This is a genomic window from Leptolyngbya sp. ST-U4 (assembly GCF_039962215.1).
In the GTDB taxonomy this organism is placed as follows: Bacteria; Cyanobacteriota; Cyanobacteriia; order Elainellales; family Elainellaceae; genus Leptolyngbya_A.
Window position 1 is genome coordinate 13,939 of record NZ_JAMPKZ010000015.1, and the last position, 19,069, is coordinate 33,007.

General features: G+C 49.7%; 19 protein-coding genes. 12 read left to right on the top strand and 7 right to left on the bottom strand.

Annotated features, from left to right (window positions below; all coding sequences use genetic code 11):
• Positions 1-150 precede the first annotated feature (150 nt).
• The 3 genes from NDA02_RS19170 to NDA02_RS19180 all read left to right on the top strand — a co-directional run bounded on the left by NDA02_RS19170 (position 151) and on the right by NDA02_RS19180 (position 2,823).
• Positions 151-717 (top strand): CAP domain-containing protein, encoded by a 567-nt coding sequence (locus tag NDA02_RS19170; protein ID WP_190792415.1) that lies wholly within the window; start codon positions 151-153, stop codon positions 715-717.
• A 556-nt stretch (positions 718-1,273) separates the two neighbouring features.
• Positions 1,274-2,170 carry an alpha/beta hydrolase gene (locus NDA02_RS19175; protein WP_190792416.1) on the top strand — a complete coding sequence of 299 codons (897 nt, stop codon included), beginning with the start codon at positions 1,274-1,276 and terminating at the stop codon, positions 2,168-2,170.
• Between the two features lie 374 nt (positions 2,171-2,544).
• Positions 2,545-2,823: a Mo-dependent nitrogenase C-terminal domain-containing protein gene (locus NDA02_RS19180; protein ID WP_190792417.1), complete on the top strand. Its 279-nt coding sequence runs from the start codon at positions 2,545-2,547 to the stop codon at positions 2,821-2,823.
• A gap of 21 nt (positions 2,824-2,844) precedes the next feature.
• Here the strand turns inward: NDA02_RS19180 and modB are convergent, their stop codons facing one another.
• From modB to NDA02_RS19195, 3 genes are all read right to left on the bottom strand, one after another.
• Positions 2,845-4,749 carry a molybdate ABC transporter permease subunit gene (modB, locus tag NDA02_RS19185; protein WP_190792418.1) on the bottom strand — a complete coding sequence of 635 codons (1,905 nt, stop codon included), beginning with the start codon at positions 4,747-4,749 and terminating at the stop codon, positions 2,845-2,847.
• A 132-nt stretch (positions 4,750-4,881) separates the two neighbouring features.
• A complete protein-coding gene (modA, locus tag NDA02_RS19190) occupies positions 4,882-5,706 on the bottom strand; it encodes a molybdate ABC transporter substrate-binding protein (RefSeq protein ID WP_190792419.1) in 825 nt (274 codons plus the stop codon).
• 156 nt (positions 5,707-5,862) lie between these two features.
• Complete coding sequence (locus NDA02_RS19195) at positions 5,863-6,258, bottom strand: AraC family transcriptional regulator (RefSeq protein WP_190792420.1); 396 nt, start codon at positions 6,256-6,258, stop codon at positions 5,863-5,865.
• Positions 6,259-6,937: 679 nt separating this feature from the next.
• Between NDA02_RS19195 and NDA02_RS19200 the strand changes: the two genes are divergently transcribed.
• The 9 genes from NDA02_RS19200 to uraH all read left to right on the top strand — a co-directional run bounded on the left by NDA02_RS19200 (position 6,938) and on the right by uraH (position 15,313).
• Positions 6,938-8,077, top strand: coding sequence for an ABC transporter ATP-binding protein (locus tag NDA02_RS19200; protein ID WP_190792421.1), 1,140 nt, complete (start codon positions 6,938-6,940; stop codon positions 8,075-8,077).
• 281 nt (positions 8,078-8,358) lie between these two features.
• Positions 8,359-9,441 carry an ABC transporter substrate-binding protein gene (locus NDA02_RS19205; protein ID WP_199296603.1) on the top strand — a complete coding sequence of 361 codons (1,083 nt, stop codon included), beginning with the start codon at positions 8,359-8,361 and terminating at the stop codon, positions 9,439-9,441.
• Between the two features lie 55 nt (positions 9,442-9,496).
• Positions 9,497-10,603 (top strand): extracellular solute-binding protein, encoded by a 1,107-nt coding sequence (locus tag NDA02_RS19210; protein WP_190792423.1) that lies wholly within the window; start codon positions 9,497-9,499, stop codon positions 10,601-10,603.
• 12 nt (positions 10,604-10,615) lie between these two features.
• Positions 10,616-11,476, top strand: coding sequence for an ABC transporter permease (locus NDA02_RS19215; protein WP_190792424.1), 861 nt, complete (start codon positions 10,616-10,618; stop codon positions 11,474-11,476).
• Positions 11,477-11,507: 31 nt separating this feature from the next.
• Complete coding sequence (locus NDA02_RS19220; protein WP_190792425.1) at positions 11,508-12,365, top strand: ABC transporter permease; 858 nt, start codon at positions 11,508-11,510, stop codon at positions 12,363-12,365.
• On the top strand, positions 12,365-12,727 hold the full coding sequence (locus tag NDA02_RS19225; RefSeq protein WP_190792426.1) for a hydroxyisourate hydrolase: 363 nt from the start codon (positions 12,365-12,367) through the stop codon (positions 12,725-12,727). The genes NDA02_RS19220 and NDA02_RS19225 overlap by 1 nt, the downstream gene beginning before the upstream one ends.
• A gap of 5 nt (positions 12,728-12,732) precedes the next feature.
• Complete coding sequence (locus NDA02_RS19230) at positions 12,733-13,458, top strand: aspartate/glutamate racemase family protein (protein WP_190792427.1); 726 nt, start codon at positions 12,733-12,735, stop codon at positions 13,456-13,458.
• Between the two features lie 9 nt (positions 13,459-13,467).
• Positions 13,468-14,892: an amidase gene (locus tag NDA02_RS19235; protein ID WP_348248003.1), complete on the top strand. Its 1,425-nt coding sequence runs from the start codon at positions 13,468-13,470 to the stop codon at positions 14,890-14,892.
• Positions 14,893-14,950: 58 nt separating this feature from the next.
• Complete coding sequence (uraH, locus tag NDA02_RS19240; protein ID WP_348248052.1) at positions 14,951-15,313, top strand: hydroxyisourate hydrolase; 363 nt, start codon at positions 14,951-14,953, stop codon at positions 15,311-15,313.
• Between the two features lie 681 nt (positions 15,314-15,994).
• Here the strand turns inward: uraH and arsH are convergent.
• The 4 genes from arsH to NDA02_RS19260 all read right to left on the bottom strand — a co-directional run bounded on the left by arsH (position 15,995) and on the right by NDA02_RS19260 (position 19,055).
• Positions 15,995-16,660 (bottom strand): arsenical resistance protein ArsH, encoded by a 666-nt coding sequence (gene arsH, locus NDA02_RS19245; protein ID WP_190792431.1) that lies wholly within the window; start codon positions 16,658-16,660, stop codon positions 15,995-15,997.
• A gap of 90 nt (positions 16,661-16,750) precedes the next feature.
• A complete protein-coding gene (locus NDA02_RS19250) occupies positions 16,751-18,001 on the bottom strand; it encodes an MFS transporter (protein ID WP_199296604.1) in 1,251 nt (416 codons plus the stop codon).
• A 115-nt stretch (positions 18,002-18,116) separates the two neighbouring features.
• Complete coding sequence (locus NDA02_RS19255; RefSeq protein ID WP_348248004.1) at positions 18,117-18,566, bottom strand: ArsI/CadI family heavy metal resistance metalloenzyme; 450 nt, start codon at positions 18,564-18,566, stop codon at positions 18,117-18,119.
• A 126-nt stretch (positions 18,567-18,692) separates the two neighbouring features.
• Positions 18,693-19,055: a metalloregulator ArsR/SmtB family transcription factor gene (locus NDA02_RS19260; protein ID WP_348248005.1), complete on the bottom strand. Its 363-nt coding sequence runs from the start codon at positions 19,053-19,055 to the stop codon at positions 18,693-18,695.
• Positions 19,056-19,069 lie beyond the last annotated feature (14 nt).

Sequence of the window (19,069 nt, forward strand, 5' to 3'; positions counted from 1 at the left end):
CAACAAGTCCTGTTTTTCAATCAAAAACGATCGATTTTTGTACCGCCAACACATTTCGCAGCATTCGTCATCGATCGCTGTCACATCCACCTCCGATAAAGCCTAGTAGTGTAGAGGCTGCAATCTAGACCTGCTTGGAGGTAGTTCTACATGAATAGCATGTCGCGTTCTACAACTCGATCACCACTATCTTTAGGAGGATCTACGAAGCGGTCGCTCGATTTCCAGCCTGTTCGCTCTGGTGGAGCAAGCGAGTTCGGAGGACTTTCGGCGGAGAGGTACGCGCTTCCTCAGACGTTTCCTCGGAGTATCAAGCGAGCCGCCTCTACAGCTTTAGCAACCTTAGAGCGATCGGTCTTCCAGAAGATTAACCAGTATCGCCAGCAGCAAGGGTTATCTTCGATGAGGTTGAACAGCACAATTACCCAACAGGCTAGGCAGCACAGCCAATCGATGGCAGATCTCCGTGCTTTAAGTCATGACGGTTTTAGCAGCCGGGTGCTAACGATTAGAAACTCGATTCCTTTGCGTGCCTCAGCCGAAAATGTTGCCTTCAATCAAGGCTTCAGCAATCCGACGGCTCAAATCGTGAATGGATGGCTCAAGAGTCCGGGGCATTTTCAAAACATTATGGGGGACTACAACCTGACTGGAGTTGGAGTCGCTCAAAATAATCAGGGCGAATTCTATTTCACTCAGGTTTTCATCAAGCGCTAACTTCGATCCTGCATTAGAAATTCGATCGCTACCACCTTCACTCAGTAGCGCGACAGCAACCAGGGAGCTTCTACCACGTTCAGAGTCTTATCGCTTCAATGACTGGCTTTGCCGCATTCCCTGAAAATATGCCTTTTCTCAGCAATCAATTTAGCAATCCATCTCAGCAATAAATGTCTGTGAACCTGAACTCACTGCATTGACGCAAATTCCTCGATCGATTAACTCAAACGCAAACCTTTTTTCCTTTAGCAGCAGCTAAACCACGATCGCGATTTTCTTAAATTCAATCCGTCTTTAACACGTTAAGGGCTTGGGGATAGCACTGTGCTCCGCCATCGGAAAGACGTTAAGAAGGCAGAAGAGAAGTAGCATGGCACATCATATGGATAACACTGGATAATCACCAGGTGCGTCGTGTCATGGGCTATATTCATCGTCTCTCGGCGCAAAAACCGTCTGGCAAGATTGAACCTACTCGCTGGCGATCCTCGCTGAAAAACTGGGGACATGAGCCGCTCAAAGATTAGATGCTCATTTATCAGAGGCTCAAACGATGTTTATACCAATGGGTTTTGGCCAGCAATCGATCGTCACTTCTCTGGGAAAAATCGCGTATTACACAGCTGAGGACAAGCTGTGGAACACAGGGAATACTAACCCAGAAACGCTGGTATTTCTTCATGCGCTCGGCGGCGGTTCCTCTGCCTATGAATGGTCAAAAGTGTATCCTGCTTTTGCCGCAGACTACCGGATTCTCGCACCTGATTTGATTGGCTGGGGACGTTCTGATCATCCGGCTCGCAATTATCGCGTTGAGGATTATGTGCAAACGATCGTGGAGTTTATCAAACAGAGTTGCACTGAGCCGATCACGGTGATTGCATCGGGTTTAACGGCTGCGTTTACGGTACGGGCTGCGGTGCAACATCCCGATTTGTTCAAATCCCTGATCCTGGTGACGGCAGCGGGATTGAATGATTTTGAGCAGAACTATCAAGACAATTTCTTTGCCCAACTTATTAAAACGCCGCTCCTCGATCGCCTCTTCTACAGTGCAGGGGTTGCGACCGCGTTTGGAATTCGCAGTTTTCTAGAACAGCGGCAATTTGGCAAAAGCGATCGGGTTTATCCAGAAATTGTCGAAGCTTACCTCCAGTCTGCTCAGCAGCCCAATGCAGAATATGCGGCACTGGCGTTTGTACGCGGCGATTTGAGTTTTGATTTGGCACAGTTCATTCCCCAGCTCGTGACACCCACCGCTTTGATCTACGGAATGCCGACCGAGTACACCAGCCCTGAATTAGGACAGCGTTTTGCCAAACTTAACCCATCTGCAATTCGCACCTTTCAATCTGTAGACGACACCAGGCTCACCCCCCACCTGGAACTTCCTGCTGTGGCGATCGGATTAATTCGCAAGTTTCTCCCGTTGCTTGTAGTTTCTGAATAATTTTAATCTGGCGTTTTAAGCTGGCATTGCTGCTCCGACAGGTGAATTCTGTAAGGGTGATTTGCAAACGACCACTAGCGCAAAACTCCCTATCCGCAAATCCGATTTCCATTCAGCAATGCCTTTAATCTCAGGCTGCGGTTTGAATGGGTACGAGTCGCTTGCCGACCTAAAGCCGAGCCATCGATTCCTGTTGAGAAACTCTGCGCCAGAAGTTACAGAATGCCAGAAATCACAGAGTCGTGTGAGTTGATCAGGGTCGGAACGTTTTGAGAACGCTTTCGGAACGCTTCCCTCGCTAATTTAGATTCAGATAGCAAGAAACAGACTTCAAGTTATCCCAACGACTCACAGTGCTCTGGAGGAACATCAATATGAAACGCTTCACAATCAACCACCTCAATCTTCTCGCTGCACTCCGTCAACAACTCGAATCGGTTGAAATCCGCAATCATGAGATGGCGCACTGGATATGCAAAGTCATTCCGGCGCAGTGTCCTTTTGAACGAACCATCAAGTTCTTCGATCGCCCTTTGGTTCACATTCCCCCTTTGTGCAAACTCAATCCCTTGTATGACCAACTGGTTGAACTACGGTTTAAAGCTTTGGTGTATTTAGCAGACTATCCTGAATCAAGCCCGGTTCTATCCTGAATCATGTCCGGTTCCATTCTGCTACTCATTCACCCATTTTCGCTGAGTTGGCAGCATTGAGACACTTTGTTTCAAGTCAGCCATCAAAATGAGGCTCAGGGGGTCAAATTGAACATACCAGGGAAAAGGATGATCCTTAATCGCCCGCCACTTATCCTTAAACAATTCCGCTTGCAGATGATAGTCCTGTAAGTCTTTGGGCGCAGCATTTAGCTTGAGGAACAGGGTGATTCGGTGAGGCGTTTCACTGGTGGAAGTTACCCAAGCGGGAAAAGTGTTTGTTTTGCCTGCTTCAGGATGCGTCGTGATACGAATTTGATGGGCACGAATTCCGACATCGGTAAGGTTATCGGGAATGGCTTCCACGGTTTGCAGCGTCACGCCCCAATCGATCGCCTCGATTGCATCTGATCCAGCGACGGCAGCCCGGGAAAAGTTTTTACATCCGGTGAGCTGGGCTACGCGCACCGTGCGAGGATGCTCAAAAATCTGGTGTTTCGAGTCATAGGCGATCGCCCTGCCGCCAGACATCACCAGCAGCTTTTCACACACTCGATAGGCTTCCTCTAAATTGTGCGTGACAAAAAGCGTCACCCCAGAATAGGTAGACAGGGTTTCGACGAGCTGCCGCTCAAGCTGGCTGCGGAGGTAGGTATCCAGTGCTGAAAACGGTTCATCCAGCAATAACGCTTCTGGTTCGGTTGCCAGTGCCCGCGCCAGCGCAACTCGCTGCTGTTGTCCCCCCGAAAGCTGATGCGGATAGCGATCGCCTAATCCCTGTAACTGCACCAGGGCAAGCTGCTGATTAACTCGCTGCGATCGCAGGACTTTAGGTAAACGCTGCAACCCAAAAGCGATATTCTGGGCAACGGTCATGTGAGGAAATAGCGCATAGTTTTGAAATACCAGGCTGACTCTGCGTTGATGGCTGGGGATATTAATTCGCTGAGCTGAATCGAACAGCGTTTGCCCATTCAAAACAATTCGTCCTTGGGTTGGTGTTTCGACCCCCGCAATACAGCGCAGCGTCATGCTCTTGCCGGAACCAGAGCCACCGAGGAGCCCTAACGTTTCTCCGTGGGCTGCAAAAGCCGTGTCCAAGGTGAAGTTTGCAAGCTGTTTCTGGATGTTAACCAGCAATCCCTGCTCTGTATTCAACAGCAGCGAATGGGTCAGCGGCACAGCAGGAGAATTACCAATTCGATCGCTTCTGCCGTTCACGGGTTCATTCGCTTCCACAACTCCAAAGGAATTTTTCTGAATTTTACGCTCGTGCTGTTTCTGCCATCGGTTGACCACAATAATCCCTGACAGCGAGATCGTCATTATCACAATCACCCATAGCCACGCTTCTTCCATTGCGCCTGCTTCCACCGCAAAGAAGATTGCCATCGGAATTGTTTGCGTTCGACCGGGAATATTGCCTGCCAGCATCAGGGTTGCGCCAAACTCCCCCAATGCTCGCGCAAATGCCAGTGTGGTCCCAGCTAAAATACCTGGAACCGAGAGTGGCAGCAGGATTTGCCAGAAAATTCGCCCTTTGGATGCCCCCAAGGTTTGGGCCACTTGCAACAGGCTGCTATCAACCTGTTCAAATGCTCCCAATGCCGTTTTGTACATTAGGGGAAACGCCACGACGGTCGCAGTGATCACAGCAGCGTACCAGGTAAAGACGATCGTGAAATCAAATCCAGCCATCCACTGGCCAAGCAGACCATTACGACCCAACAACAGCAGCAGCAAAAAACCGACTACAGTGGGCGGCAGAATGAGCGGCGCGACAAAGATTCCCTCAATTACAGACTTCCACCGTCCCCGATAGCCTAACATCCAGTAGGCAGCTGCCAGCCCTGTAAAGAAAGTGGCGATCGTGGCAAGCCCGGCGGTTTTGAGTGAGATCCACAGTGGAGAGAAGTCGGGGGTCATAAAGAGGTGAGGGGTGGAAGGGCAAATCAGTGAAGGGGCAGAGCAGTAGAGATAAGACAGAGGCTGTAGAGGCTGTGCTTCCCTTGGGGTAGGTTTCACCTCTGCACCCTGCTAAACTATTCACTCCCTCTTCTAACGGGCAATTCCAAAGCCATAGCGTCTAAAGATAGCTTGCGCTTGACTGCTGCTCAAAAATTGCTCATACGTCTGAGCTGCCTGCTGGTTTCGGCTGGCGGAAATTACGGCGATCGGATAGACGATCGGGGAGTGGAGGCGATTCGGGGCGGCTGCCACCTGTTTGACCTGATTGGTAATTCTCGCGTCCGTTCTGTAGACTATGCCTGCATCTGCGTTGCCGCTTTCAACGGTTCCCAAAACGCTGCGAACGGAGTTGCCGTAGACAAATTTAGGACGAAGCTGCTCTAAAATTCCCAGGTTTGTAAACATTTCCTGGGCGTAGGTTCCAGCTGGAACGCTGCGAGGTTCGCCCACCGAAATTCTTCTGACATTGGAATTGATCAATTGCCGAAAACTCGTTAGTCCCAGCGTCGAATTGCTGGGGGCAACCAGCACCAAATCATTTGTAAGCAGATTGCGACGGGTATTGGTTACAATCAAATTTTTCTGTTGTAAAGCATCCATCTGACGGCTTGCAGCCGAAATAAATAAGTCAACGGGTGCGCCCTGCTCAATCTGCTGCTGAAGCGGTCCTGAAGCGGCAAAGTTATAGTTGACGGTAATGCCGCGATCGGCTGCTTCAAAGATAGGATCGAGTTCTTCAAGGGCATTTTGCAAGCTGGCTGCAGCGGCAATCAAAAGCGTTGTAGATTGAACCTGGGCTGGAGCAAGCATGATCGTCCGAATGCCGTTTACTGCGAAATTTCCCGAAGGAGTAATTGCCAGCAGCAGTGCTGCAACTATTCCGCTTAAGAATCCGAGAAGGCGTTTTCGGTTCATCAAAGTATCCTGGAGACTAAGATTGGGTATGGCCACTTGTGATACCCATCTTATGGAAGGCTGATGTGGAAAGCCAATGTGGAAGGCTGAATAGAACACAAGACTTGAGCCAGTTGCCGAATAAGAGCTAATTCTTTGCAGGCTTAGATTTGGCTGTTAAGCCGGGCGCACTTCGGGCGACGAAGTCGTTCGCAGCCGTTCAACGTCCCGCGTCGGGTCTAAGCTCAGCTTCAGCCCTAAAAACGGCTTGTTGGGTGTCGCCTCAACCACCCATCCGCTCAACGGTAAATCAACCGAAGCAGCAAGATATTGCATTGCGCCATATTGATATGCTTCCTCACCCAATAACGCCTCTTTTTGACCTTGCACGACGATCGCAAGCATCAGCTCATTGATACTGTGAAATCCGGTCAACACTGCATCCGATCGTATCAGGTACAATTGCTCGATCGCAGCCGGATGGATACCACTGTCCTCGGTATACCGCATCACCCGTGTTGCCAGTTCCTGGCACTGCTCCGCGATGATGTCAGGGTTAGAGATTTCGATCATGGTAAAGACTCGATTGACTCAATGCCTTACTTCTGACGATTATAGAACTTCTCTAAACGATCGCCTTAGTAGAGAATTAGGCAATTACTAGATAGATTTAGACATTTGAAAAGCTCGATCGAGTTTGTAGGATGAAAGCACTTCGATTGCAGCTGCAAAAGATAAAACGATGAAGAATTAATCATAAAATTTCTGACAATTCCAAAAACTAAACAATAAATTACTTGCGCAACAAAATAGAGAATATGTAGATGGATGCGAACGAAAAAGTTGCTTTAATTACGGGAGCAAACAATATTAGCCTCAAGGACAGATAACTTAATAATTTAGAATTTGCAGCGAGACTGGCTCAAACTTCTTATGGTTTCCTTGCTAAATTATACAATTTGGTAGTTTTTGGCAGTTTTTGAAACTAATTCGCTAGTTGATTCACCTTGAATCGACAACTTTGTTTCTTACGATACTCTTTCACTTTGTGCATCCAGTACATTGATTAATTAAAGATTACAGCATAGTAGTAACGCTATTAGTTCAATCAGATTAGTTCAATCAAATTAGTTCAATCAGAGTATTTTGATTGCTCTATCAATTGCTCTATCAATAGAGATGGAGATTTGGCAAAGCAAGCGGCAGTTCATTCCTGCCTAATATTTATTCCCGCCTAATAAGGATGAAGCGCATGAAGTCAGTTGAGCAGGTTCGATCGGTTGATACGTCTGCCCTAGTATCCGAAATTGATTCGGGAAACAGTCTTGTGCTTGAGCAGATCGTGCATCGTTTTGGTGAAATGGTCGCGTTAAAAGATATTAATTTGAATATCCAGCCCGGTGAATTTGTCTCGCTGCTGGGACCGAGTGGCTGCGGCAAAACAACGCTGCTGCGAATTATCTCCGGCTTCCTTAAACCCAGTTCTGGCAAAATTTTGCTGGATGGGCGATCGGTGGAAACGCTCTCAGCGAGTCAGCGGGGAGTCGGGATTGTGTTTCAGAACTACGCCCTGTTTCCGCACATGACCGTTTGGGACAATATTGCCTATGGCTTGAGAGCGAAACGGATGCCGAACGCCAGCGTCAACAGCAAAGTGGGAGAAATGCTGGAACTGGTGCAGCTTGGGCATCTGGCAAAACGTTATCCCAGCGAGCTATCAGGTGGACAGCAGCAGCGGGTGGCGATCGCCCGTGCCCTGGCAGTTGAACCAAAGCTAATGCTGCTCGATGAACCGTTCAGTGCCCTAGACAAAAATCTACGGCTAGATATGCAAATCGAGATTCGGCGACTGTTGAGCAAGCAAGGCGTAACGGCGATTCTGGTGACGCATGACCAGGAAGAAGCGATGAGTATGTCCGATCGAATTGCGGTCATGTCCCAGGGCGAAATTCACCAGTTTGATACACCCAGTCAAATCTACGATCAGCCTGCGACAAAATTCGTCAGCACCTTTGTCGGAACCTGTAATTTGCTGCCTGTAACGCTGGTAGGACGGGAGACCTCAGACTATGTGGTGCAGGTTCCCGGAGGAGGACATCTGCAAGTGGCAAGCCAAACGCCAATTCAACCAGCTAGCGATCTGCTGCTCGCAGTCCGACCGGAAAACCTGCGAATTCAAGCCCAGCCGACCGTCTATAGCTTGTCCAGTACGGTGGAGATGTGTTTGCCCCTGGGAGCGGTGACTGCCTACGAGGTGCAAGTCTCGCCGGATACCAAAGTGAAAGTGACGCAGCCTCGGGTTCCGGGAACTCGTTTGCTGGAAAAGGGGCAGCAAATCTATCTGGAACTCGCTTCTCCCCACGCCTGTTCGCTGTTCCCAACTGTCAGCTAGCGTTTTGTGTTTGTATTTCTGTTTCTTTTGACTTTCGTTTTGCAGTGTTATTCATCTGCATGGCTACTTATTCGCTGCATTGCTATTCATTCGCCATTCATTCGTTGATTTCCATGAGTTTCATTGTTGGCGTTGATTGATAAAGCAGTTAAAGGGGACGTGAGAGCAGATTTAGTTTTTCAGTCTGATTTTCAGCCGGAAATTCAAGCCATTGTTCACCTTTGTTCCGCAATCTCTTTTTACATCCGCTTTCAGGAGTTCTTCAAATTATGGATTATGGTATGAAACGCCGGACTTTTTTAGGCGCAAGCTTCGGGGCTGGCTTGGCGATCGCAGGTTTGAATTCCTGTGCAAATCAGACCCAGGCAGAAGGCGATGAAGGAAGTTCGGGTGGTCGCTTGGTAGCAGCAACTTATCAGGGGAACTGGGAAGATGCTCACCGCAAAATCTTAGTTCCTGCTTTTAAGAAAGCAACCGGGGCAGAGGTTACTCTGGTTCCCATGTTTGCTGTGGATCAGGTGGCGCGATTGCAGGCTGCGGGCGCAAATAATTCACCGTTCGATGTGGCAATTCTCGATCCAGGTCCGCTGATTACTGCTCCGAAAGATCAAATTTTACGGGCATTTCCAGCAGATAAAAGCAAAAACTTTGCTGATGTACTGCCACGCTATCAAAAGTCGGGAGATGGCGACTGGGGACCCGTTATTGGGCTTCAGTTTGTTGGCATTGCCTATAACCCGAAGAAAATCACCACTCCTCCAACCTCCTGGGCTGATCTCTGGAAGCCAGAATACAAAGGGCGCGTTGGAATTACCAACATGAGCAGCACCCTAGGCACAGGCTGGATGGTGGAAATTGCCAAAATGCACGGTGGCAGCGAGGCAGATCTGGAGCCTGCGTTCAAAGCAGTAAAGGAACTTTTGCCCAATGTGGGTGCGATCGCGCCGAACCTGGGTGCGCTGGGCACGCTATTTCAGCAGGGCGAGATTGATATTGCGCCGCACAACCTCAGCAGTATTGCCCTTCTGCAAAGCAAAGGCGTAGATGTAGACTGGACGATTCCCAAAGAAGGTAGCTATGCGTTTGGGGCTTCGATGCACGTTGTCAAGAATCCGGTCTCCAATGCGGATTTGGCAATCGCTTATATTGATGCCGCCCTCAGCACTGAGGTGCAAACGGCAATGGCAAGTGAACCCTACTTCATTGCGCCTGTGAACAAAAACGCGCCACTGACAGGAATTCTGGCAGAAAAAGTCGCCAAAACATTCAATGACTATGAAAAGTACATCTACCAGGATTGGACAACGATTAGCAAGAATCGATCGGAGTGGATTGAGCGATTCAACAAGGAGGTAACGGTTTAATCTTTTTGGGTTGATTCTTTTGTCATTGCAGTTCAATCCACTTAAGGAAACTTTTATGTCAAATCATGAAATCGTTCGCATGACCCGCCGAGCGATGCTGGGAGCCACTTTGTTTACTGGGGCAGGCTGGGTGCTGAAAGGCTGTACGACAGGCTCAGCTCCTGACACCACAAGCAGTACGGCAGCCAGTACGGCAGGCGGCAAGCTCATCGCTACAACGCTACCCGGATCGTGGGAGCAATTTAACCGCACAGTCGTTGTGCCTCAATTCAATGCGGCTACGAATGCAGAAACTTCTTTAGTGCCGCTGGTGTCTGCCGATCAAATTGCCAAGCTGACAGCTTCTCCTGGCAGCCCGCCTTTTGATGTGGTGTCTTTGGACTATGGCGTGTTTGATGGCGCACCGAAGGAAGAACTATTTCAAAAACTGCCGATCGATCAGCTCAAGAACTACGGGGATTTAGCCGAGCGGTTCAAAAGTCAGGATACCTGGGGACCGTTGATTGGAGTTCAGGCAGTGGGCATTGCCTATAATCCCAAGGTGATTACAACACCCCCGGTTTCCTGGGCAGATTTATGGGATGCCAAATATAAGGGTCGGGTTGCACTGATGGCCATGAAGAACAACCACACGATCGGCTTTATGCAAAAAATTGCCAAAATGAACGGCGGCAGTGCTGAAAATCTTGACCCGGCATTTGTTCAGCTAGAAAAGCTAGTGCCGAATCTGGCGGGAGTAGTTGCCAATGCTGGGGCACTGATCACGCTCTTTCAACAGGGAGAGATCGACATTGCACCACATGACTTAAACAGCGTCAAACTGCTCCAGTCAAAAGGCGTGGACATTGACTGGATTATGCCGAAGGAAGGCGGCTTTGCTCTGACTCCGACGATGAGCATTGTCAAAAATCCCAATACCAGTGTCGATCTGGCTGCTGCCTATATTGACACAGCAATTAGCACCGATGTTCAGACCAAGATGACCGAAATGAGCTATGTCCTGCCTACGAACAAAAACGTGCCTATTCCCGCTGACATTGCTCAGAAACTTGGCAACAGCCTAGACGAAATTCTGCCCAAACTGGAGCTTTTAGATTGGGCAACAATTAACAAACAGCGGACCGAGTGGGTCGGACGATTCGATAAAACGGTTCAAGCTTAAGAGGGTTTCATTATGGCTGCCAAGGGATTTGCGCGGTTATTTGCGCGGCGCGAAGGGCAATTGGCTCTGCCGCTGGCAATCTTTCTGCATTTGTTTTACGTCGTACCGCTTGCGGTTTTACTGGCTTCTAGCTTTCAGCAGGCTGCGGGCATGCCGGGCTTTAGCCTGGGGCAGTACGGCGAATTCTTCAGCGATCCGGTGAACCTGAAAGTTTTGCGCGACACGGTTTGGCTTGGCATTCAGGTGACGTTGGGCTGTTTAATTCTGGGCTATCCCGTCGCTTATGTGTTTGTCAATGCTCCTGCTGCCTGGAAAGGAATTCTGACGTTTTTGATTCTGCTGCCACTTCTAACTAGTGCTGTAGTGCGAACGTTTGGCTGGGTTGTAATTCTAGGCAAGCAGGGATTGGTGAATTCGTTCTTGCAGAGTTTGGGATTAATTTCAGAGCCAATCAAACTGCTGTTTACGCATCATGGGGTAGCGATCGCCATGACCCAAATTCAGCTTCCCTTGATGATTCTGCCGATCGCCGCTTCTCTCTCGCAGGTTGATCCACGCTTGGCGGCTGCTTCAACAAGTTTGGGGGGCGGAGCCTGGCGCACTTTCTGGAAGATCATTTTTCCGCTGACGTTACCGGGCGTGGTCTCTGGTTGTCTGCTGGTATTTGCAATTACGGTCAGTTCGTTTGTCACGCCTTCGATTATTGGGGGTGGTCAGGTGATGTTTATGCCGACGCTGATCTATCAGCAGGCGGTCGTCTTGCTGAATGGTCCGTTTGCGGCTGCCGTTTCTGCGATTTTGCTGGCGGTCGTGCTAGCGGTGGTGGTGGGACTCAGTGCACTCGGTCAAAAGAGCCGTGCCTATATTCGCTAGGAGTCAACTAGGAGTCAACTAGGAGCTAATGATGTCAATTGCTGCTTCCAAAACTGCATCAGCGCGATCGTCCTCTCACCCATCGCCTCAAATCGATCGGCTTTCGTTTAACTGGGTGATGGGCGGCATTGCTGCCTTTAGTCTGCTGATGCTCACCCTGCCGACCCTGATTGTCCTGATTGCGTCCTTCAGTTCTGCCCCAACGCTGCGGTTTCCGCCGCCCAGTTTTTCGCTGCAATGGTATTTGGCGTTGTTTGACTATCCCGAACTCTGGTCGGCAGCCGTCACCAGTTTTCAAATCGCGCTGTGGGCAACCCTGCTCTGTGTCGTTCTGGGCGTTTGCGCTTCTCTTGCAATGGCGGGAAGTCGTGCCCGCTGGGTATCGGCAATGGATGCGCTGGTCATGTCACCGCTGGCATTACCGGGAATTGCGGTCGGTCTGGGAATGCTGACTTTTTTTAGCATGATTGGCTGGCGGCTTTCGATTCTCACACTCGTTATCAGTCATGTCGTGATTTGTATTCCCTATGTCGTTCGCACCACGCTCGCCAGTTTGGCTCAGCTGGGTAACTCTTTGCGTGAAGCGTCAACGGTTTTGGGTGCAAGTCCAATCTACACTTTCTTTCATGTCACATTACCGCTGATTAAACAAGGTGTGATCACAGGTGCATTTATGGCGTTCCTCAGCTCGTTTGACAATATTACCGTTTCGCTATTCTTATCTGATTCTAGAACCGAGGTACTGCCCATCCGGATGTGGTCAATGATTGAAAATGATTTAGATGTCCGAGCGGCTGCTATTTCGGGTCTGCTGATTCTATCAACTGCGCTGCTGATGATATTGATGGAGCGTGCTTCTGGATTATCTAAATTCCTGGTTAAATCCTGATGGCGGGTGGAATTTCGGTTCATGTGGTGGATGTGACTCGCGGGTTGCCTGCGGCGGGAATGAAGGTCGAAATCTTTCAGCTTGGCGTACCCGCACCGATTGCTTCAGGCATCTTGTCGAGCCAGGGGACTTTAGACCATCCGATCGCCCATGGAAAAGCTCAGGGAGAGAAGGTCGAACCAGGTATCTACAAGGCAGTTTTTCATGTGGGCGCGTTCTATCGTCAGCTTGGATATCCGTTGCCCGATCGTCCCTTCCTGGATGTGGTTCCGTTTCGATTTGGCATTGATGCAATCGAACAGCACTACCATCTGCCGCTGAAGGTTTCGCCCTGGGGATTCTCGCTGTTTCGGGGTGGATGAAGGTGATGACAAAACGCGTGCTGCTGGGAATGCTCACCCCTTCTTCTAACACCGTCCTGGAGCCGATCACGAGTGCAATCGTTGTCGAGTTGCCCAATGTCTCGGCTCATTTCGGGCGATTTCGCGTCACGGAAATCTCGCTGCGGGAACAGGCACTCGCGCAGTTTGACAACGCCCCTTTGCTAGAAGCGGCTCAATTGCTGGCAGATGCCCAGGTTGATGTGATCGCCTGGAATGGAACGTCAGCGGGCTGGTTAGGCTTCGAGGCAGATGTGCGGCTTTGTCAGGAAATTACCGCCGCGACGGGTATTCCGGCAACGACTTCTGTGCTGGCACTTGCTGAAATTTTGCGGAATCGTCAAATCACCCAACTCGGACTCGTCACGCCCTATCTGGGTGAAGTGCAGGAGCGAATTATCGCCAACTTTGCCCGCGAAGGGTTTGACTGCATCGCCGAGCAGCACCTCGATTTATCTGTCAACTTTGATTTCTCAGAAGTAACGCCTAAGAAGATTACCTCGATGATTTACCGGACTGCGGCAGAACGACCTCAGGCGATCGTCACTTTCTGCACGAATCTGCGGGCGGCTCCTTTAGTAGATGAGCTAGAGCAAGCATTGAGCATCCCCATTTATGACACCATCTCGGCAGTGGTCTGGAAATCCCTTAAAATCGCAGGAGTCGATCCCACCCCTGTAAAAGGCTGGGGACGCTTGTTTACTGAATCATGACGCTAAATCATGACTGCGATTCATCAACTTACCGCCACCCAACTTGCCCAGGCAATTCGCAATCGACAAATTCGTGCCGTAGAAGCGGTCGGTGCTTGCTTTGAGCAAATCGATCGCCTCAACGATCGCCTCAAGGCAATGATCACGCTTTGCCGGGAACGGGCTGAAGCTGAAGCAATTCAAGCAGATGCCGCGATCGATCGGGGTGAATGGGTTGGGGCACTACACGGCGTTCCCTTTACTGTGAAAGACTTAACGCCCACGGCAGATGTTCGCACCACCTTCGGGTCACCCCTTTATCGGGACTATGTGCCGCAGCAGGATGAACTTTGTGTGGCGCGATTGCGATTTCCCCTTCGGGGAACTGCGAAGCTTACGGCAGGGGGAATTTTGATTGGCAAAACGAATACCCCAGAATTCGGCATGGGTACTCACTGTACGAATGCGCTGTACGGACCGACTGCCAATCCCTATGACCCCGATCGCAGTTCGGGCGGGTCAAGCGGGGGGGCAGCCGTTGCGGTCTGTACCGGAATGAGCTATCTGGCGCAGGGAACCGATATGGGTGGGTCATGCCGCACACCTGCCAGCTTTTGCGGGATCGTTGGACTTCGCCCCTCTGCCGGACGCATTCCCCGTCGTCGGAAGCCGCTGCTTTGGGATTTTCTAGATACAGATGGTATTCTGGCACGAACCGTCGAAGATGCTGCGCTGATGCTTTCAGTGATGGCAGGCGTAGACGATCGTGATCCGCTTTCGAGGAGCAGTTCCGCCTGGACAATGCCGGATTTTTCACCTTTGCTGCGATCGCCCGTCCGGTTGGCTTTCAGTCCATCGCTCGGCATTGCGACGATCGATTCTGAAGTCGAGGCAGTATTCCAGCAGGCAATTGCTCAGATTGCCGCTCATTTACCCGTTAAAGCGGCTCATCCAGACTGCTCAATGGCGACCTTTGCCTTTGAAACCCTCCGTGCCGCAACCTTATTGCACAAGCAAAAATATCACTACGAAAAGTATTCCCATTTGCTGTCTGAAAGCGTTCGCTGGAACATTGAGCGAGGCATTGGTATCTCCGCCGCCGATTTGCTGCAAGCTGAAGCCGACCGCGATCGCCTTTATCTCAATTTTCTACGCTTTTTTGAATCCTACGATATCCTCGCTACTGTTACTGCCAGTATTCCTCCCTACCTCCATACAGAGCTTGAAATCTTGGAAATTAACGGTATTCCAATGCAGACGATTATTGACTACCTCACTATCACCTATACCATTTCCCTCACAGGTCTTCCCGCTGTCTCGATTCCCTGCGGTTGGACATCCTCTGGTTTGCCGATTGGGATGCAGTTAGTAGGTAAACCGGGCGGTGAAGCAGCCTTGCTCCAATTCGCCTATTTTCTACAAGAAACTCTAAACTTTCGTCACCGTTGGGTTTAACGCTCCGAATTAAACGCTCCAAATTAATTATTCAGGCACGATGAAGGACTGCAATGCAATGGTTGGAAAACTCTCGACTCACGTTTTAGATACAGCCCACGGCTGTCCGGCGATCAATGTTGCGATCGAGCTTTGGCGAGTTAATCCTGAATCAGGTGAAAAGACTCTATTAAAAACAGTGCGTACCAACCAGGATGGTCGCACAGATGCGCCGCTGCTGACAGAAAACGAACTTCAAGTCGGGGTCTACGAGCTAGTTTTTGGCATCGGTGAATATTTTGCCCAGCAGTTAGAGAACTTACCGAGTCCTCCCTTTCTCGATCGCATTTCCATTCAATTTGGCGTTGCTGACTCCACCGCTCATTATCATGTTCCATTGCTCGCTGCTCCCTTTGCCTACAGCACATATCGAGGCAGCTAAAAAGCGTGTGAAGTTAGGACGCAGGGATTTGTGCTCCCCACCTATCTCCATCGGAAGACAACTTATCGAACCTGTTCATGGAAGGAATGCAAGTTAGTTTTTGTATCTTAATCACAGAGGTGGCATTCGATCGTTCAAATTGTGATAGGAATCCGGCTATAGAGTAACGCTATAGAATGGAGAGATGGGATGCACAATTACGCTAAACAATCCCTATTGCAACGGCGCATCATCGCTATCAATCGCTCTACCTGTATGCCTTCGTTTGTCCTCAGAGTGGATTAACCCAGTGGTTCATCCTACCGAGAGTCAGGGTGCCTTGGTTCAATCGAGCGTTGCAGGAGTTTACCCAAGCGGTCAGGGCAGGAGCCAACAAGCAGGTTTTATTAGTGATTGATGGAGCGGGGTGGCATTAAGCCAAACAAGCCGTTGTCCCCCAAGGCATTCATCTGGAATTCCTCCCGTCTTATTCTCCAGAGTGACAACCTGCTGAACGTTTGTGGCAATTGAGCGATGAACCCTTAGTCGATCGCAAGTTTGAGAACTTGGATGCACTCGAAGAAACCTTAGTATCTCGCTGCAATATCCTTACAGCCAGGCCAGAAGTCATTCGACAACACACCCTTTTTCACTGGTGGAAGGAGGCATAAAATAGTGTTACTTTACAATCCGGATTCCGTATTACATCTGACTCAGATTAACGCCATTGATTGTCTTACCAATGTCGCTCATAGACTCCTGAATGCCCTTTTCCTTACGTTCACTGTAGCGATCGGTCAGATAATCCACCTGATCGCGCAGCAGCAAGGTGAACTTGTAGAGTTCCTCCATCACGTCTACCACGCGATCGCGGTAGGGCGAGTCTTTCATCGTGCCGTCCTCATTGAACTGCTCGTAGGCCTTGGCAACCGATGATTGGTTGGGGATTGTGAACATCCGCATCCAGCGACCCAAAATACGCAGGGTATTAACGGCATTAAAAGACTGAGAGCCGCCGCTCACCTGCATCACAGCTAGTGTTCTGCCTTGAGTGGGACGAACAGCTCCAATACTAAGGGGAATCCAGTCAAGCTGGTTTTTCAGAGTGCCCGTAATCTGACCGTGCATTTCTGGGCTTGACCAAACCTGCCCCTCAGACCACAAACTTAACTCGCGTAACTCCTGCACTTTGAGATGAGTGTCAGGAACGCTGCTATAGATGGGAAGTTCACGAGGATCAAAAAAGCGAACCTCTGCGCCAAGTTCTTCAATAATGCGGGCAGCCTCTTCTGCCAAAAGACGGCTGTAGGAGCGTTCACGTAGCGAGCCATACAAGAAAAGAATTCTGGGCTTGTGATTGAATGACATGGTTCAACAGCAGCAAAGTGACAACCGAAAACTGGTAGAAAATGAGCGTTGAGTCAGCTTCAGTAGAGTTGAAGACATGAACAATTCCCTTTATTTAAAAATGTCAGGGTAAACGATTTGCCTCAACACAACCGCTATCCAAAACCCTACAGCTAAAATCAGGGTTGCTAAAAAGAGTGCCGTCAGAACTGCATTGTAGCCACCCGTTCTTACCCAAAGCATCGCGATACCGACCGGAGCTAAAGCCTTTGCAACGAGAGATGGTGCAATAATGGCACTGTTAATCGTGCCATAGGAGTGGCGCGTTAGCATTTCAGGAATGGCAACTCCCCTCACGATCGTCATGACCCCATTGACTGCCCCATAAAGAACAGCAATGCTAATCAAAACAGTTAATGTTGGTGGTAGCCAAGCAATTCCTAGAAATACCAGGGGAAATAACGCAACAACAAAAGAGCCAATCCTCTGAATTGAAGCGTGTGGAGCAAGTTTCCACACCCAGAGCCGTCCTACAACTTGCGCTGGACCGATGACTGCTAAAACGGTTACCACCTGTGCTGAGTGCAACCCCCGCTCCAGTAGCAATGGGTAAAGGTGAAAAGTAAAGGCAGAAAAGACAGCAGCATAAACCATGAAAGACAACAGCAGTGCCCAGAAAATAGGGTTCTGGAGTGCCCAAGTTATTGTCTGACGATTGTTGAGTTCAGATGATTTTTTCAGGAGTGAAGCTGGCAGGGGAGCAAGCTTCGGCTGGATCACTGCTGCATAAAGGCTGGCACAAATCACGATATTAACGGTTCCCAATACCATCAATGTTTCACGCCATCCGACCTGTGCCAGTAGCCATTCGGTCAGAGGAATGAAAACGGTACTGGCGAATCCACCCCAAAGCGTTAATGCAGTAATCCCCTGCCGAGCTTTGTCTCCGCCCATTTGATTTGCAATCACCGCAAAAGCAGGCTCATACAGAGTCGCTGCCTGCAAGCAGCCAATTCCTGCAAAAATGATGTAGAACGCAATCAAACTGGAAATTTGCGACCAGCCTATCAGGAGCAGTCCTGCCAGAAGCGAACTGAGAGACATAATTCTTCGTCCGTAGCCTCGATCGATCCCGGCTCCAACGGGGTAAGCTGCAATGCCAGAGAGCAAAAGCCCCAATGTTGCTGCCCCGTAAAGACTCGTCTTCGTCCAGCCAAACTCAGTTGACATCGCTTCTGCAAGCAGCGGGAAACTGTAATAGAGCGAGCCCCAGGAACAGATTTGAGCGACTCCTAAAGCACTAATAAACCGCTGGTCTGCTGGACCAAAACGCATCAGGCTAGTGAAAGGTTTATTGCTCATGATGGCTCTTATCTGATGAATTGGCATATGCAGACTGCAAGAGTAGAAGGCTGTTTATCACCGTCCGCTGATTCGGTTTCTGGCTTATCACACGGGATGACGAACAGCCCTTTGCTTAAGCGCAGCAGGTTTTAACTGGCTGAGTTTGCGATCGAGTGCTGCATGAACCCACATTTTGTTCGGAAGCTGTGTCTGCCACCTTGACCACAAAGATTTCCCAGCGGTTGCCGTCCGGATCGGTTACCCAAACCTTGTCCTGTAAGGCATAGCAACAGTCCGTATCCTGTTCCTCAAAGGTTGCCAAGCCTGCCGCTTTAAAACGATCGATCGCCTGCTTCACAGCTTCGCTGCTGTCTACTTGAACGCCCAAGTGCGAGAGTGCCCCGTGTGGCTCAACTTGCTGGGTCAGATTCAGGGTGAGATTGAGAGCAGGATTGTCTAAATCGAACTTGGCATAATCCGTTTTATGTTTGACTGGGGTAACACCAAACATTGCCTGGTAGAAGGCAACAGACTTTTCGAGATTCGTGGCTTTCAATGCAACATGAGCTTTAAACATTGTCATGATTTTTCTCCTAAATAGAACTTGTTGAACTTTCTTATTGAACTTTGAGTAGAGTGTGTCAATATATCGAACATTGGTAATATTCGATATTCAAGACAAGCAGTTGTTGAACAATTCGTTTCCGTGTTAGCTCCCCATAATCAGCCGAGCAGCTTCAGGAAGCCCTGTCACGCACTCGCGGTTGATGCTGTAGTAGATGAAATTGGCGCGTCGCTCTGTTTTCACAAAGCAACTGTCTCGCAGAATTCTCAGGTGATGGGAAATGGTGGGCTGACCTAAATCAAAGCGATCCACGATATCGCAAACGCACAAGGGTTCTTCATTCCTGGATAGGAGGTTGAGAATTCGCAGCCGGGTGGGATCTGCCAGCACCTTAAACCATTCCGAATATTGCCGCGCCTGCTCCTCAGAGAGGGTGAGAGCCGCAACCGTACCGCAACGGCCAACTTCTTGCGTCTTTTGTTCTAGCTCTGCTTGTCTAAGCGTCACAACTTCTTCTCAAG

Excerpts from the sequence above, each read along its gene's own strand:
- NDA02_RS19170 (WP_190792415.1), top strand. The coding sequence starts at position 151 with ATGAATAGCATGTCGCGTTCTACAACTCGATCACCACTATCTTTAGGA.
- NDA02_RS19175 (WP_190792416.1), top strand. The coding sequence starts at position 1,274 with ATGTTTATACCAATGGGTTTTGGCCAGCAATCGATCGTCACTTCTCTG.
- NDA02_RS19180 (WP_190792417.1), top strand. The coding sequence starts at position 2,545 with ATGAAACGCTTCACAATCAACCACCTCAATCTTCTCGCTGCACTCCGT.
- modB (WP_190792418.1), bottom strand. The coding sequence starts at position 4,749 with ATGACCCCCGACTTCTCTCCACTGTGGATCTCACTCAAAACCGCCGGG.
- modA (WP_190792419.1), bottom strand. The coding sequence starts at position 5,706 with ATGAACCGAAAACGCCTTCTCGGATTCTTAAGCGGAATAGTTGCAGCA.
- NDA02_RS19195 (WP_190792420.1), bottom strand. The coding sequence starts at position 6,258 with ATGATCGAAATCTCTAACCCTGACATCATCGCGGAGCAGTGCCAGGAA.
- NDA02_RS19200 (WP_190792421.1), top strand. The coding sequence starts at position 6,938 with ATGAAGTCAGTTGAGCAGGTTCGATCGGTTGATACGTCTGCCCTAGTA.
- NDA02_RS19205 (WP_199296603.1), top strand. The coding sequence starts at position 8,359 with ATGAAACGCCGGACTTTTTTAGGCGCAAGCTTCGGGGCTGGCTTGGCG.
- NDA02_RS19210 (WP_190792423.1), top strand. The coding sequence starts at position 9,497 with ATGTCAAATCATGAAATCGTTCGCATGACCCGCCGAGCGATGCTGGGA.
- NDA02_RS19215 (WP_190792424.1), top strand. The coding sequence starts at position 10,616 with ATGGCTGCCAAGGGATTTGCGCGGTTATTTGCGCGGCGCGAAGGGCAA.
- NDA02_RS19220 (WP_190792425.1), top strand. The coding sequence starts at position 11,508 with ATGTCAATTGCTGCTTCCAAAACTGCATCAGCGCGATCGTCCTCTCAC.
- NDA02_RS19225 (WP_190792426.1), top strand. The coding sequence starts at position 12,365 with ATGGCGGGTGGAATTTCGGTTCATGTGGTGGATGTGACTCGCGGGTTG.
- NDA02_RS19230 (WP_190792427.1), top strand. The coding sequence starts at position 12,733 with ATGACAAAACGCGTGCTGCTGGGAATGCTCACCCCTTCTTCTAACACC.
- NDA02_RS19235 (WP_348248003.1), top strand. The coding sequence starts at position 13,468 with ATGACTGCGATTCATCAACTTACCGCCACCCAACTTGCCCAGGCAATT.
- uraH (WP_348248052.1), top strand. The coding sequence starts at position 14,951 with ATGGTTGGAAAACTCTCGACTCACGTTTTAGATACAGCCCACGGCTGT.
- arsH (WP_190792431.1), bottom strand. The coding sequence starts at position 16,660 with ATGTCATTCAATCACAAGCCCAGAATTCTTTTCTTGTATGGCTCGCTA.
- NDA02_RS19250 (WP_199296604.1), bottom strand. The coding sequence starts at position 18,001 with ATGAGCAATAAACCTTTCACTAGCCTGATGCGTTTTGGTCCAGCAGAC.
- NDA02_RS19255 (WP_348248004.1), bottom strand. The coding sequence starts at position 18,566 with ATGACAATGTTTAAAGCTCATGTTGCATTGAAAGCCACGAATCTCGAA.